Annotated in this window: 13 protein-coding genes and 1 pseudogene; 9 read left to right on the top strand and 5 right to left on the bottom strand. The window is 73.7% G+C overall.

The annotated features are described in order from the left end of the window. A pseudogene (locus tag HUW36_RS13320) lies at nucleotides 1–129 on the top strand (alpha/beta hydrolase); the annotation flags it as partial. A 22-nt stretch (nucleotides 130–151) separates the two neighbouring features. On the opposite strand, the gene HUW36_RS13315 reads toward HUW36_RS13320, so the two are convergent. Continuing rightward, on the bottom strand, nucleotides 152–1,570 hold the full coding sequence (locus HUW36_RS13315; protein ID WP_174528444.1) for an alpha,alpha-trehalose-phosphate synthase (UDP-forming): 1,419 nt from the start codon (nucleotides 1,568–1,570) through the stop codon (nucleotides 152–154). A gap of 171 nt (nucleotides 1,571–1,741) precedes the next feature. Then, nucleotides 1,742–2,578, bottom strand: coding sequence for a DUF308 domain-containing protein (locus HUW36_RS13310; protein ID WP_174528443.1), 837 nt, complete (start codon nucleotides 2,576–2,578; stop codon nucleotides 1,742–1,744). A 141-nt stretch (nucleotides 2,579–2,719) separates the two neighbouring features. On the opposite strand from HUW36_RS13310, the gene HUW36_RS13305 reads away from it, so the two are divergent. Then, entirely contained in the window at nucleotides 2,720–3,412 is a 693-nt protein-coding gene (locus HUW36_RS13305; RefSeq protein ID WP_174528442.1) for a lysophospholipid acyltransferase family protein, read from the top strand. Nucleotides 3,413–3,428: 16 nt separating this feature from the next. Here the strand turns inward: HUW36_RS13305 and HUW36_RS13300 are convergent, their stop codons facing one another. Continuing rightward, a complete protein-coding gene (locus tag HUW36_RS13300) occupies nucleotides 3,429–6,977 on the bottom strand; it encodes an ATP-binding protein (protein ID WP_174528446.1) in 3,549 nt (1,182 codons plus the stop codon). Nucleotides 6,978–7,155: 178 nt separating this feature from the next. Here HUW36_RS13300 and HUW36_RS13295 point away from each other — a divergent pair, with 178 nt between their 5' ends. Then, nucleotides 7,156–7,386, top strand: coding sequence for a hypothetical protein (locus HUW36_RS13295; RefSeq protein WP_245666182.1), 231 nt, complete (start codon nucleotides 7,156–7,158; stop codon nucleotides 7,384–7,386). A 56-nt stretch (nucleotides 7,387–7,442) separates the two neighbouring features. Here HUW36_RS13295 and HUW36_RS13290 read toward each other — a convergent pair whose 3' ends face one another. Then, on the bottom strand, nucleotides 7,443–8,135 hold the full coding sequence (locus HUW36_RS13290) for a Crp/Fnr family transcriptional regulator (protein ID WP_091059444.1): 693 nt from the start codon (nucleotides 8,133–8,135) through the stop codon (nucleotides 7,443–7,445). 247 nt (nucleotides 8,136–8,382) lie between these two features. Between HUW36_RS13290 and HUW36_RS13285 the strand changes: the two genes are divergently transcribed. The 4 genes from HUW36_RS13285 to proC all read left to right on the top strand — a co-directional run bounded on the left by HUW36_RS13285 (nucleotide 8,383) and on the right by proC (nucleotide 11,551). Beyond that, on the top strand, nucleotides 8,383–8,886 hold the full coding sequence (locus HUW36_RS13285) for a polyadenylate-specific 3'-exoribonuclease AS (protein ID WP_099164251.1): 504 nt from the start codon (nucleotides 8,383–8,385) through the stop codon (nucleotides 8,884–8,886). A 56-nt stretch (nucleotides 8,887–8,942) separates the two neighbouring features. Next, nucleotides 8,943–9,446, top strand: a complete 504-nt coding sequence (locus tag HUW36_RS13280) for a pyridoxamine 5'-phosphate oxidase family protein (RefSeq protein ID WP_174528441.1) — start codon at nucleotides 8,943–8,945, stop codon at nucleotides 9,444–9,446. Nucleotides 9,447–9,624: 178 nt separating this feature from the next. Further along, nucleotides 9,625–10,653, top strand: coding sequence for a 6-phosphofructokinase (locus HUW36_RS13275; protein WP_091577173.1), 1,029 nt, complete (start codon nucleotides 9,625–9,627; stop codon nucleotides 10,651–10,653). An 85-nt stretch (nucleotides 10,654–10,738) separates the two neighbouring features. Then, complete coding sequence (gene proC / locus HUW36_RS13270) at nucleotides 10,739–11,551, top strand: pyrroline-5-carboxylate reductase (protein ID WP_281357524.1); 813 nt, start codon at nucleotides 10,739–10,741, stop codon at nucleotides 11,549–11,551. A gap of 33 nt (nucleotides 11,552–11,584) precedes the next feature. Here proC and HUW36_RS13265 read toward each other — a convergent pair whose 3' ends face one another. Next, nucleotides 11,585–12,304 carry a 5-formyltetrahydrofolate cyclo-ligase gene (locus tag HUW36_RS13265; RefSeq protein ID WP_174528439.1) on the bottom strand — a complete coding sequence of 240 codons (720 nt, stop codon included), beginning with the start codon at nucleotides 12,302–12,304 and terminating at the stop codon, nucleotides 11,585–11,587. A 271-nt stretch (nucleotides 12,305–12,575) separates the two neighbouring features. On the opposite strand from HUW36_RS13265, the gene HUW36_RS13260 reads away from it, so the two are divergent. Both HUW36_RS13260 and HUW36_RS13255 read left to right on the top strand, forming a co-directional pair. Then, complete coding sequence (locus HUW36_RS13260) at nucleotides 12,576–12,926, top strand: DUF2203 domain-containing protein (RefSeq protein ID WP_174528438.1); 351 nt, start codon at nucleotides 12,576–12,578, stop codon at nucleotides 12,924–12,926. Nucleotides 12,927–12,935: 9 nt separating this feature from the next. Further along, a complete protein-coding gene (locus HUW36_RS13255) occupies nucleotides 12,936–13,424 on the top strand; it encodes a GNAT family N-acetyltransferase (RefSeq protein WP_246248142.1) in 489 nt (162 codons plus the stop codon). The last annotated feature ends 90 nt before the right edge of the window (nucleotides 13,425–13,514 follow it).

Raw genomic sequence — 13,514 nt, 5'->3', positions numbered from 1 at the left:
TATGCCTCCGCGCCGCTGCTGTTCCCCGGCATGGGCCACGACCTGATGCTCGACGCCCGCTGGCGGGAGCCGATCGACGCGATCCTGGACTGGCTGGACAAGGACCCGGCGCCCGCCGCGCGCGACTGAGCGCCGGGCGCCGGGCGTCGGCTCAGCGGGGGGTGGCGCGGCGGCCCAGCAGCGAGCCGCTCTCCTCCAGCGCGCTCAGGTAGGACCCCGCCCACGCGTGGATGTCGTTGTGGGCCACGTGCTCCCGCATCGCCCGCATCCGGGCCGCGACGTCCTCCGGGCCGGCCCGCAGCGCGGCGAGCAGCCCCTGCTTCAGGCCGTCCAGGTCGTGCGGGTTGACCAGGTACGCCTGCTCCAGTTCGGCGGCCGCGCCGGCGAACTCGCTGAGCAGCAGCGCGCCGGTGCCGTCGACCCGGGCCGCGACGTACTCCTTGGCGACCAGGTTCATCCCGTCGCGCAGCGGGGTCACCGCCATCACGTCGGCGACCCGGTAGAGCGCGACCAGCTCGGCCCGGTCGAACGGCTGGGTGAGGTAGTGGATCGCCGGCTCGCCGACCCGGCCGAACTCCCCGTTGATCCGGCCGACCTGGTGCTCCACCCGGTCGCGCAGGATCTGGTACTGCCCGACCCGGTCCCGGCTGGGCACCGCCACCTGCACCAGCACGGTGTCCCGCACCTTGACGTCGCCGCTGGCCAGCAGCTCGCGGTAGGCCTTCAGCCGCTGCTCGATGCCCTTGGTGTAGTCCATCCGGTCGACGCTGAGGATCACCTTCTCCGGCTGGCCGAGGTCCTGCCGCAGCCGGCGGGCCCGGTCGGCGACCTCGGGCCGGGCCGCGAGCGCGGCCATCTCGGCGGTGTCGATGGCGACCGGGAACGCCCCGATGCGCACCACCCGGTCGTCGACGGCGATCCGCCGGTCGGTCGCGGACAGGCCGAGCACCTTCGCGGCGAGCTGGGCGAAGTTGTGCGCGGCCTGGGCCCGCTGGAAGCCGATCAGGTCGGCGCCGAGCATGCCGCGCAGCAGCTCGGCCCGGCGGGGCAGCTGCATGAACAGCTCCGGGGGCGGGAACGGCACGTGCAGGAAGAAGCCGATCCGCAGGTCGGGGCGCAGGCCGCGGAGCAGGCCGGGCACCAGCTGGAGGTGGTAGTCCTGCACCCAGACGAGCCCGCCCGGCTCGGCCACCTCGGCGGCGGCCTCGGCGAACCGCTGGTTGACCCGCTGGTACGCCTCCCACCAGCGGCGGTGGTACTCCGGCTGCTCCACCGCGTCGTGGTAGAGCGGCCAGAGGGTGGCGTTGGCGAAGCCCTCGTAGTGGTCGCGGAAGTCCTCACCGGTCAGCGGGACGGTGTGCATCCGGACCCCGTCCACGTCGGGCAGGGCGGGTGCCGGACCGGTGCCGCCGGCCCAGCCGACCCAGGTGGCCGGGGTGTGCCGGAGCAGGGGGTGCAGGGCGCTCACCAGGCCGCCGGGGCTGCGGCGCCACTCGAAGGCGCCGTCGGGCGCCACACTGTCGTCGATGGGGAGGCGGTTGGCCACCACCACGAGGGGGCTCTGTCGCATCTCGGGCATTCCGCTCAGCAGGGGACCGGTGCCCGGAGGGGACGCAATCCGGACAGCCGGTGCGGGAAGTGACGTTCAGCGGTATTCCTACTGACCGTAAGTTACACCCTTGTTACGCGGTGAGCCGGGGCGCGGAGCGTCCCGCGATCCGGGCGGCCGCTCTACGCGGCCTCAGACCACCGCGCCGTTGTCCGGGTCGTCCTCGTCCCGGTCGCCCGGTCGCAGCCGCCACACGAGCATCACGAAGCCGGCCAGGATGCCGGTGAAGCCGAGCAGCGTCACCACCGACGGGTCGACCAGCGACACCACGGTGGGGGAGAGGAAGAGCAGGAAGCCGACGACGACGCAGAGCACGCCCAGCACCGCGTACTTCGAGAAGCGCGGCAGCGGCGGCGGCGGGGGCGGGGTGTAGTGCTCCTCCTCCGCGTCGCCCGGCAGGTCGGCGCCGAACGTGTCCAGCCCGTCCAGCAGCGAGGGCTCGTCGGACCGGTCCCGGCCGAGCGAGACGCCGGAGACGTCCGCCGCGTAGGGCAGGCGGCGTACGTCGGTGGCGGTCGGACCGGCCGGCTCCTCGGCGCGGCCGGCGGCGGCGCCGGCCGGCGGGACCGGGTCGTCCACGTCCTCGGCGGCCGGCCAGGGGTGGCTGCCGGCGGTCGGCGTGGTGTGGAAGCCGGCGACGATCTTGGCCCACTCGGCCTCGATGTCCGGCTCGTCCGGGCGGGGCGGGTCGTCGGACCCCTCGTCGGCGAGCTGGGTGAGGTAGTCCCGCGCGGTGGTCAGGTGCGACCTGTCGACGTAGAGCCGGTCGACCGGTCGGGCCGGGACGGTGGTGGTGCGGGTCACCGGGTTCAGGTCGGCCGAGGGCTGAAGGTATGCCGCGATGCCGCCGGCGGCGAGCACGTCGAGCAGGTGCTCACCCACGCGCGGATCGACGTCGCCCGCGACCGCGTACTCGGCCGCGTCGAGCCCGTTGTCCCGCCGTCCCCGACGGGGCCCGCCCCCTGACACCGGACACCCCCTTCGCCGTCGTGCTCTGAATCCTGACACGCCGGCACCCGGTTCCGGGAGTGCGTTGTGGCGTGCCGCTCGTGCTTCGTACCCTCTTCCCGCACGGTCCCGCGCGTCGCCACCCCACCCGGAAGGACCCCGGTGCTGTACTGGCTGCTGAAGTACATCATCCTCGGCCCAGTGTTGCGGCTGGTCTTCCGCCCGCAGGTCGAGGGTCTGGAGCACGTGCCGGCGACCGGTCCGGTGATCCTGGCCAGCAACCACCTGTCGTTCTCCGACTCCATCTTCACGCCGCTGATCGTGAAGCGAAAAGTCACCTTCATCGCAAAAGCCGAATACTTCACCGGCAAGGGACTGAAGGGGTGGCTGACCAAGATGTTCTTCGTCGGATCGGGCACCATCCCGGTCGACCGCACCGGCGGCCGGGCCGCCCGGGCGGCCCTCGACACCCAGCTCCGGGTGCTGCGCGCCGGTGGCATCGCCGGCATCTACCCCGAGGGCACCCGCTCCCCGGACGGCCGGCTCTACCGGGGCAAGACGGGTGTCGCCCGGCTCGCCCTGGAGAGCGGAGCGCCGGTGGTCCCGATGGCCATGCTCAACTCCGACGCCATCCAGCCGACCGGGCAGATCGTGCCCAACCTCGGCCGGGTCCGGATCCGCTTCGGGCCGCCGCTCGACTTCTCCCGCTACGCCGGCATGGCCGGCGACCGGTTCGTCGAGCGGGCCGTCACCGACGAGATCATGTACGAGCTGATGGAGCTCTCCGGCCGCGAGTACGTGGACACGTACGCCCAGAAGGCGAAGGCCGCGCCCCGGGAGGCGGTGCCGGCCTGAGGCGTCGCCGGGCGGGTCAGCACGCCATCGCCGGGCCGGCGTCGGGCACCGGACGCCGGGCCAGCGCCAACAGCCCGGGCGCCTCGTTGCGCTGGGCGAACGCGTGCACCTCGGCCAGCGGACCGGCCGCCCCCGGGTCGCCGGCCAGCGTCAGCTCCCCGACGGCCAGCGCCAGCGCCAGCATCCGGTCGGTGACGTCCGGGATGCCGGCGTAGATCTCCGCGCCGGCCAGGTGCAGCTCGGCGGCCCGACGGTGGTCGCCGTCCGCCGCCGCCACGGCGCCGGTCACCGTCCGCAGCGCCGCCTCCGACCAGGGCGTCCGGTGCCCGAGCCGGTCCAGCATCGCGCGCACCCGCACCGCCGCGTCCCGCCCGGACAGGGCCGCCGCGTACGCCGCCGCGGCGATCCACTCGCCGCTGGCCAGGGCCGGCACCCTCGACCAGGAGCCGGCCAGCTCGTCGACCAGCTCCGCCGCCTCCCCGGCCCGACCCTGCAACGCGCGGCAGAGCGCGGCCATGCCGAGCATGGTCCAGTGCGGGCGGTGGAAGCCGCTGCGCCGGGCCCCGTCCAGCGCCGCCGACACGTCGTCGGGGTACGGCGACCCGGTCCCCTCGGCGGCGCGGGGCGCGGGCGGCACCGGCTGGCCGCGCAGCACCCGCAGGCAGGACCGCAGGCCGCGCACCTGCATGTCCCACCCGCCGGTGGGGGTGTCCACGAACGCGTCGGCGGCGGCGAGCAGCCGGGCGAAGTCGCCGTCGAAGTAGGCCCGCATCGCCTCGCCGGAATAGCTCGTGGTCAGCGTCTGCCCGCTGGCCGTCCGGGTCGGGCCGGCGGTCAGCAGCGCGTCGGAGCGCAGCCAGTCACCCTCCTCGCGGACCGCGTACGCCAGGTTCTGCACCGCCCGGTGCAGCGCCAGCAGCTGCTGCCCCCGGCTGAACTCGACGATGGCGCGCAGGTCGTCCAGCCCGGACCGGTCGCCGGCCTGGTAGCGGGCGGTGGCGGCGGTGACCCGGGCGTTGGTGCGGGTCTCGGTCAGGCCCAGCCGCTCGGCGATCTCCGCCGCGGTCTCGGCTGCGGACACCGCCGCGTCCCGCTCGTAGTTGAGCATGTGCAGCCGGCCCAGCTCGGCGTACGCGTCGGCCTTCTGCGCGCTGTCCGGCAGCGGCTCGAACAGCCCCACCGCACGGTCCAGGCAGGCCACCGCCACCGTCCGGTCGGCGCGCAGCCAGGCGGCCTGGCCGAGCAGCGTCCACGCCCGGGCCGCGCAGGCGTCGTCGCCGTGCGCGAGCAGCCGGTCGGCCAGTGCCTGCAACTGCTCCGGCCCGCCGCCGGACAGGAACGCGTTGCCGTCGCGGTAGAACGAGATCTCGGTGGCCAGCAGCTCCAGTTGCAGCCGGCCCACCGGGTCGGTGTCGTCGGCCAGGCCGAGCGCGCGGCCGGCGTGCGCGGCGGCGGCGTCCAGCCCGTGCAGGGCGTACGCCCGCCGGGCCGCCCGGTGCAGCGCGGCGCGGGCCGGGCCGGCGTAGCGGTGCGTCGGCAGGCCGAGCGTCCGGGCGATCTCGTGGGCCGCCCAGCGGTGGTGGGCGAGGACCTCGGCCAGGTCGGTGTCCCGGGTCTGCGACAACGCGTCCAGCCAGTCCGCGGTCCGCTCGTGCCGGGCCACCCGCTCGGTGCGGGGCAGCCGCTGGTAGCAGACGTCGCGGACCAGCACGTGCCGGAACCGGAACTCGGCCTGCCCGGCCATGGTGGACGCCGACTGCTCGTGCACGAAGTCGCGCTGCTCCAGCCGGCGCAGCGCGCGTTCCACCGACTCCACCGGCTGCCCCAGCGCGGCCGCGACCGCGCCGGGCCAGAACTGCACGCCGACGACCGAGGCGGCCAGCAGCACCGCCCGGTCCTTGGCGTCGAGCAGGTCGACCCGGTTGGCGATGACCGAGTGCACGCTCTCCGGCATCGGCAGGTCGAGGTGCTTCTCCAGCGACCAGCCGCGCCCGGACTGGCGCAGCGCGCCCTGCTCGATCAGCATCCGGACGTACTCGTGGGCGTAGAGCGGGTTGCCGCCGGCCACCTCGACCAGCGGGGTGAGCATCTCGGCCGGGAACGCGGCCTGGCCGAACATGTGCGCGTAGAGCGACGCGATGCCGGTGTCCCGCAGCGGCGGCAGCGTGACGGTGACCGAGCCGGTGATCGTCCCCGCCCAGCTCGGGTCCCGGTCGACCAGCTCCGGTCGGGCGGTGCAGAGCAGCAGCAGCGGCACCTCGCGGGCGGCGGCGCCGAGCAGCTCGACGAAGCGCAGCATGGCGTCGTCGGCCCAGTGCAGGTCCTCGAAGACCAGCACGGTCGGGCGGCGGGCCGCGAGCGCCAGCAGGAACCGGCGCCACGCCGACTCCGCCTCCTCGGCCGGCAGCGTGGTGCCGGCCAGCCCGACCAGCGGGCGCAGCGCGTCCACCAGGCGGGTGCGTTCGGTGGGGCCGACCAGCTCGGCGACGGCGGCGGCGAGGCGCTGGGCGGCGGTCGAGGCGGGATCGGTGTCGAGGATGCCGGCCTCGGTCTTGACGATGTCGGCAAGCGCGGCGAACGTGACGTTCTCGCCGAACGGTGGGCACCGCCCGGTACGCCAGGTCAGCGGTTCGTCGACCAGCCGGCCGGCGTGCCGGTGCAGCTCCCGGACCAGCCGGCTCTTGCCCAGCCCGGCCCGGCCGAACACGGTCACCACCTGCGGCAGCCGGTCGCGCAGCGAGCGGTGCAGCGCGTTGACCAGCAGGCCCAGCTCGTGCTCGCGGTCGATCAGCGGGGTGGTGTCCGGCTCCCGGTCGGTGGGTTGGCGGCGGACCGGGGCGAGCGCCAGCCAGACCTCGGTGGGGGAGGAGCGGCCGCGCAGGGTGACCGGCGGCTGTTCGTCGTAGCGGATGGCGTCCTTGGTCAGCGCGTGGGTGACGCCGCAGACCAGCACGCCGCCGGGCGGGGAGACCGACTGCATCCGGGAGGCGGTGTTCACCACGTCCCCGGCGACGATCGCCTGTCCGCCGTCGCGGGCCGCGGCCACGTCGACGAGCGCCTCCCCGGTGGCCACCCCGACCCGGAAGCGCATCTCGTCCTGGCCGCTGGGGGTGAACCGGGTCAGCACCCGTTGCAGCTCCAGCCCGGCCCGGACGCACCGCAGCGCGTCGGTCTCGGTGGCCACCGGGGCGCCGAAGAGCGCCATGACCGCGTCGCCGATGTACTTCTCCACCACGCCGCCGTACTGCCCGACCACCCGGCGGGCGGCGGAGAAGAATCCGGTCTGCATGCCGCGCACCTGCTCCGGGTCGGCGCGCTCGACGTACGGCGTGAAGTCGATGAGGTCGACGAAGAGCACGCTCACCCGGCGCCGGTCCTCCTGCGGCGTGGGCACCGACTGCCGGGCGCCCGGGCGCGGCGAGCCGCACGTGGTGCAGAACGCCACGTCGGTCGCGAGCGGGCGCAGGCAGTGCGGGCAGACCGCGCCCAGCTCGGCGCCGCATCCACCGCAGAACCGGTCGCCGTCGGCCGCGGTACGTCCACAACGGTCACACTGCGCGGAGATGACAGGCCTCCACTGGGTCGGTCGGCCGGTGTCGGCCGGGCGCCGCCCCCCGCGGCGTCACCGTGAGTATCCCGGGCGCCGCCAATGTCAGGTACCGGGCTGTTGGTTTGTGGACAGTCGTCCGGGCGGTCGAGGGCGTGCCCGGCGACTACATTCATCCCCGCCGGACGAGGACGACGTGACAAAGGGGGATCTCATGGTGTTCGTGAAGCTGGAGAGCGACTGGACCGACGGCGACGGCGTCGCCCACTCGGCGGGCGAGTCCGTCGACGTGGACGCGGCGACCCTGGCCAGCCTGCAGGCCGAGGGCATCGTCAGCGAAGGCTCCGCCGGGGGCAAGGACAAGAACGAGTGGGCCGGCCCGGGCAGCACCACCGCCTGGGCGGGGCCGGGCAGCGCCGGCGTCTGACCGACCGCGTACGACGAGGGCCGGGGCGTGTCGCCCCGGCCCTCGTCGCGTATCCGTCAGCGGTCGCTCATGCCGGCGCGGCGGCGCAGCGCGGCCACGTCGGTGACCACGATCCGGCGCCCCTCGGTGCGCAGCCAGCCGCGGCTGGCGAACGAGCCGATGGCCTGGTTGACGCTCTGCCGCGAGCCGCCGGCCATCTCGGCGAGCTGGCTCTGGTTCAGCTCGATCGTGATCATCGGGGCCTGGCTCTCGCCGGCCAGCCGGACCAGCGTCTTGGCCACCCGGCCGGGCAGGTCGAGGAAGACGTGGTCGGCGTTCTGCTCGGTGAGCCGGCGGATCAGCTGGCCCAGCGAGCGCATCACCGCGTCGAGGATGCGCGGGTTGGAGTGGACCAGCTCCATGAAGGCGGGCCGGGACAGCGCGAGCGCCGCGCAGTCCTCGATGGCCTCGGCGGAGGCGGACCGGGTCGAGGCGTCCAGCAGGGAGACCTCACCCAGCACGTCGGGGGGTCGGATCACCGACAGCACGGCCCGCTCGCCGGTGGGCGCGGTGCGGAACACCGCCACGGCGCCGCGGCGCAGCACGATCAGCGACTCGCCGGGGTCGTTCTCGACGAAGAGAAGCTGACCCTTGCGGTAGGTGCGCGGGACGGCTGCGGCGATGACCCGCTGGCGCACCTCCGGCTCCAGCCCGGCGAACATCTCCACGCCCGTGAGCGCGTCACCCGGCTCCGGCAGGCGAGACTCCACGGCCCAACCCCTCCCCGGTCAGAAGTCACCACTCGCACACCGGGTGAAGCTCTCAGTCCCGGCAAGAAGCAGCTCAACCGGTTCGGCGCCCGACGGCGGTACACATCAGATCATGACGTCCCCGTCGCGTGCTGTACACCCCTGGAAACACTTCCGTGACCATGCCGGGTCGGCGGGCGGCACCGCGCCGACCTCGGCGGACGCCCCGGCGGCGACCCCGCGACGGTGATGGGCGAGGATGGGGACGATGGTCTACCGCTATTTCTACGACTGCGAATTCATCGAGGACGGCCGCACCGTCGACCTGGTGTCGATCGGCGTCGTCGACGAGTACGGCCGCGAGTTCTACGCGGTCTCCACCGAGTTCGACGACTCCCGGGCGGTGCCCTGGGTGCGGCGCAACGTGCTGGACAAGCTGCCCTCGCCGGCCGACCGGGCCTGGCGTTCGCGCGAGCGGATCCGGGACGACCTGCACGAGTTCCTGCTGGCGCCGGTGCGGGACCGCCCGGGCGAGCAGCTGGAGCTCTGGGCCTGGTACGCGGCGTACGACCACGTGGTGCTGGCCCAGCTCTGGGGCGCCATGCCGGCGCTGCCGCGGGAGATCCCCCGGTTCACCAAGGAGCTGCGCCAGCTCTGGGACGACCGGGGGCGGCCCCGGCTGCCCGACGCCGAGGCGGACCGGCACGACGCGCTCGTCGACGCCCGGCACAACCTGGCCCGCTGGCGGGCGATGACGACTCGGGAGGTTTGACCCGTTCCGCCCGGGGCACCGGAGCGGCATCACGCCGATCCGAGACAGGAGTGCCCATGAGCAACGAGCCGACCAACGCCGCCGAGGCCCGCAGCCGGGTCACCGAACTGATCCGGGACGCTCGGATCTGCCTGCTCACGACCAGCGCGGTGGACGGGCGTCTGGTCAGCCGCCCGATGGGGCTGCAGGAGGCGGAGTTCGACGGGGACCTCTGGTTCTTCGCCTACGCCGACTCGGCCAAGGTCCGCCAGATCCGGGTGAACCCGCAGGTCAACGTCGGTTTCTCGGACCAGCGGCACAACGTCTGGGTGTCGGTGGCCGGCACCGCCACCGAGGAGTGGGACCGGGCGCGCGCCGAGAAGCTGTGGAATCCGCTGCTCAAGGCGTGGTTCCCGGACGGCCTGGACACGCCGGGCATCACGTTGATCAAGGTGCACGCCGGTTCGGCGGAGTACTGGGACTCGCCGGGCAGCACGGTGGTCAACCTGCTCGGCTTCGCCAAGGCGGCGGTCACCGGCAAGCCGCCGAAGGCGGGGGAGAACCACGAGGTCAGCTACTGACCGGTAGCCGGTCCGGCGGTCGGGACGGGCCGGGGCGCGGTGTCGGCGCGCACCAGCGACGACTACAGTTCGCACTGACGGCCCGCCCCGGGCCGGCAACGGCGCCGATGGTCTGATCTGACACATATCCTGGGGCTTATCCGGGCTTCACCTGATGCTCCAGGAGGATGAGCAGATCATGCGTATCGGCGTGCTCACCGGCGGCGGCGACTGCCCAGGTCTCAACGCGGTCATTCGGGCGGTGGTCCGCAAGGGCGTCGCCACCTACGGTCACGAGTTCGTGGGCTTCCGGGACGGCTGGAAGGGCCCGCTGGAGGGCCTGACCAAGCCGCTGGGCATCGCGGAGGTGCGCGGCATCCTGCCGCGCGGCGGCACCATCCTCGGCTCCTCCCGGACCAACCCGTTCAAGATCGAGAACGGCGTGGAGCGGATCAAGGAGAACCTCGCCGCGCAGGGCGTGGACGCCCTGATCGCGATCGGCGGCGAGGACACCCTCGGTGTCGCCACCAAGCTCCACGAGCTGGGCGTCAACGTGGTCGGCGTGCCGAAGACGATCGACAACGACCTCGGCGCCACCGACTACACCTTCGGCTTCGACACCGCGGTCAACATCGCGATGGAGGCGATCGACCGCCTGCACACCACCGCGGAGAGCCACCACCGCACCCTGGTCGTCGAGGTGATGGGCCGGCACGCCGGCTGGATCGCCCTGCACGCCGGCCTCGCCGGTGGCGCCAACGTGATCCTGCTGCCGGAGCGGCAGTTCGACGTCGAGCAGGTCGCCGGCTACGTCGAGAAGCGCTTCCAGCACCAGTACGCCCCGATCGTCGTGGTCGCCGAGGGCGCCCAGCCGCTGGACGGCCAGATGGTGCTGCACAACCAGGAGCTCGACTCCTTCGGCCACGTCCGTCTCGGCGGCATCGGCCAGTGGCTGGCCGAGCAGTTGGAGGCGAAGACCGGCAAGGAGGCCCGCACCGTGGTGCTCGGCCACATCCAGCGCGGCGGCACCCCGACCGCGTTCGACCGGGTGCTCGCCACCCGGCTCGGCCTCCAGGCCATCGACGCGGTGCACGAGGGCGACTGGGGCAAGATGGTCGCCATGCAGAGCACGGACATCGTCCGGGTTCCGCTGGCCGAGGCCACCCGGGAGCTGAAGACCGTGCCGCTGGAGCGGTACGCCGAGGCCGAGGTCTTCTTCGGCAGCTGAGAGGTAAGGAGGGGCCCCCTGTTAACGCCTCGTGCATAGCAGGGGGCCCCTTTCAACAGTTGTCGGAGTGGGACGAGGAGGCACGGTGGGCGGGCACACGGTCGCGGTGATCGGCGCGGGCAAGATCGGCGAGCTGATGCTCTCCGGGCTGCTCCGCTCCGGCTGGCCGGTCGAGCGGCTGCTCGCCACCGCCCGCCGGCCCGCCCGCGCGCAGGAGCTGACCGACCGCTACGGCGTGCGGGTGGTCGACAACCCGACCGCGGTCGAGGAGGCCGACGTGCTGGCCGTCTCGGTCAAGCCGCAGGACGCCGCCGCGCTGCTCGACGAGATCGGCCCCAAGGTCCCCGCCGGCAAGCTGGTGATCTCGCTCTGCGCCGGCCTGCCGACAGCCTTCTTCAACCGGCGGCTGCCCGAGGGCACCCCGGTGGTCCGGGTGATGACCAACACCCCGGCGCTGGTCGACGAGGCGATGAGCGCCATCTCGGCCGGCGCGTACGCCACCGGGGAGCACCTGGCGCTGGCCGAGGAGATGTTCTCCCCGCTCGGCGCCACCGTCCGGGTGCCCGAGTCCCAGCAGGACGCGGTCACCGCGCTCTCCGGCTCCGGCCCGGCCTACTTCTACCTGCTGGTCGAGGCGATGATCGACGCCGGCATCCTGCTCGGCCTGCCCCGCCAGGTGGCGCACGAGCTGATCGTGCAGACCGCCATCGGCTCGGCGGTGATGCTGCGCGACTCCGGGGAGCACCCGGTGAAGCTGCGCGAGGCGGTCACCTCGCCGGCCGGCACCACCATCTCCGCGATCCGCGAGCTGGAGAACCACGGGGTACGCGCGGCCATGCTGGCGGCGCTGGAGGCGGCCCGGGACCGGGCCCGCGAACTGGCCGCCCAGGCGGACTGAGGTTGAGGCGGGAGCCGCCTGACCGCGCCGGGCTCATCGAGGTGTCGACGCCTCCTTGAGAACCGGGATGGCGTCGATCTTCTGGGCACTGAGGCTCTCCCAGTAGATGCCGCCGGGGCGTGGGCGGCGCGGGCACTCGATCACCTCGTCCGGCGTGACGATCACATCGACGCCGACGTCGTGCACCGATTCCGGGAGCGGCCCGTCGACGATCTGCAGTTGGTGGACGGTCGTGGCGAGGACGGTGGCGGGGCCGATCAGGCCGGCCTCGGTGAGCAGCGCGATCTCGATGTCGGAGTAGCCGGCGCCCTTTCCGACCCGTACGCCGTCACGGTTGACCGCGACGCTCCCGCACACCACCAGGTCCACCGGTCTCATCTCGCTGATACCGACCTTCGGCAAGTGACCTGCCGCGCCGCCGCCGGTGGCGATGTCGGGGGTTGCGGAGTCGAGGTCGGCCGGATCCAACAGGTAGAAGGGCCGGATGTCGGCGATCTTCGGTACCGCCATGTAGAGGAGCTTCCCGTCGGCGAGCGCCCGGAGCCGCACGGGCAGCTGCGCCGTGTCGGGATTGGACTTGACGACGTCGGCACGACGCCAGGCGTCGTGCCGCGCGAGCCGCTCGGCGGCTGCCTCGGCACCGACGAAGTGGGGGATGCGCCCGTGCGCGCCGGGCGGGAGTGCCTGGCCGGCACCGTCCAGCCGGGCCCAGACGGTGTCACGTACCCTGCGCTTTGCCTCGTCGACGTTCATTCATCCTCCGCGCAACGACATCAGGGCGAGCGTTCGGTCCGTGACCTCGTGGACGTTTCGCCGGCCCCGCCATGGTCGCAGCTCGTGGCCGGCGGTGCACAGGACGTCGACCGCCCCGCCGCCGAAGACGGCCCGACGCGGCAGTCGTCGAGGACCGCGACGTGTGCCCTCCGCGGCCGGCAGGCCGACGTGCGGGAGGCCGGGTACGACACCACCGCGAGGCGTGGATGACGGGCCGCCCTCGGGTCACGTCGTGCCCCATACTGGCCCGGTGTTCACTCTCGCCCAGGCGCGACACCTGGTCGCCACGCTGCGGCCGCGCGTCGACGAGCTGATCCGGCACCGGGCCGACCTCGCCGAGCTGCGGGTCGACCTGGCCGACCACGGCGCCAGCGCGCTCGGCGGGCTCGCGGAGGTGAAGGCCCTGGAGGCCCGGCTGCACGCCGTCGTGGAGGAGTTCCACCAGCACGGCATCGAGGTCAAGGGGATCGCCCCGGTGCTGCTCGACTTCCCCGGCGAGCGGGACGGGCGGGCGGTGCTCTGGTGCTGGCTGGAGGGTGACACCGACGTCCGCTGGTACCACCGGGTCGAGTGCGGCTTCGCCGGCCGCCGCCCGGTCTGAGCCGGCGTGGTGACGGGTGACGTGCGTCCGGCGGTGCCGGCGGACGCCGACGAGCTGGTCCGGCTGCGCGGGCTGATGCTCGCCGCGATGAGTGGCACGCCGACCGCGCCGGGCCGATGGCAGGAGACGGCGCGGGGCAACCTGCGCGCCTGGCTGTCGGAGCCCGATCCGTGGCTGGCCGCCTTCGTGGTCGACGCGCCGGAGGGCATCTCGTTGGCGGCGTGCGCGGTGGGCACGGTCGAGCGGCGGCTGGGTGGCCCGGACGATCCGAGCGGTCTGGTCGGGTACGTCTTCAACGTGAGCACCGACCCGGCGCACCGGCGGCGGGGCCACAGTCGCGCCTGCGTCGCCGCGCTGCTGGCCTGGTTCCACGGTCGGGGCGTACGCCGGATCGATCTGCGGGCGACGGACGCCGGCCGGCCGCTCTACCGCGCGCTGGGCTTCCGGGAGACCGCGGACCCGGCGATGCGGTTGACCCTTCCCGCCGAGGTGGACTGAGCGCCGGGCCGGCGGACGGTCCCGCCGGCCCGACGCCCGTCCGTCAGCTGTCCGCGTAGCGGCGGGCGGCGGCGAGGGCGGCGCGCAGCC

This window comes from Micromonospora maritima, assembly GCF_902825405.1.
GTDB lineage: Bacteria > Actinomycetota > Actinomycetes > Mycobacteriales > Micromonosporaceae > Micromonospora > Micromonospora maritima.
This window is presented reverse-complemented; position numbering and strand designations above follow the sequence as displayed.

Coding starts and splice junctions, on each gene's coding strand:
- HUW36_RS13315 (WP_174528444.1), bottom strand. CDS start 1,570: ATGCGACAGAGCCCCCTCGTGGTGGTGGCCAACCGCCTCCCCATCGAC.
- HUW36_RS13285 (WP_099164251.1), top strand. CDS start 8,383: ATGGTCTACCGCTATTTCTACGACTGCGAATTCATCGAGGACGGCCGC.
- HUW36_RS13280 (WP_174528441.1), top strand. CDS start 8,943: ATGAGCAACGAGCCGACCAACGCCGCCGAGGCCCGCAGCCGGGTCACC.
- HUW36_RS13275 (WP_091577173.1), top strand. CDS start 9,625: ATGCGTATCGGCGTGCTCACCGGCGGCGGCGACTGCCCAGGTCTCAAC.
- HUW36_RS13265 (WP_174528439.1), bottom strand. CDS start 12,304: ATGAACGTCGACGAGGCAAAGCGCAGGGTACGTGACACCGTCTGGGCC.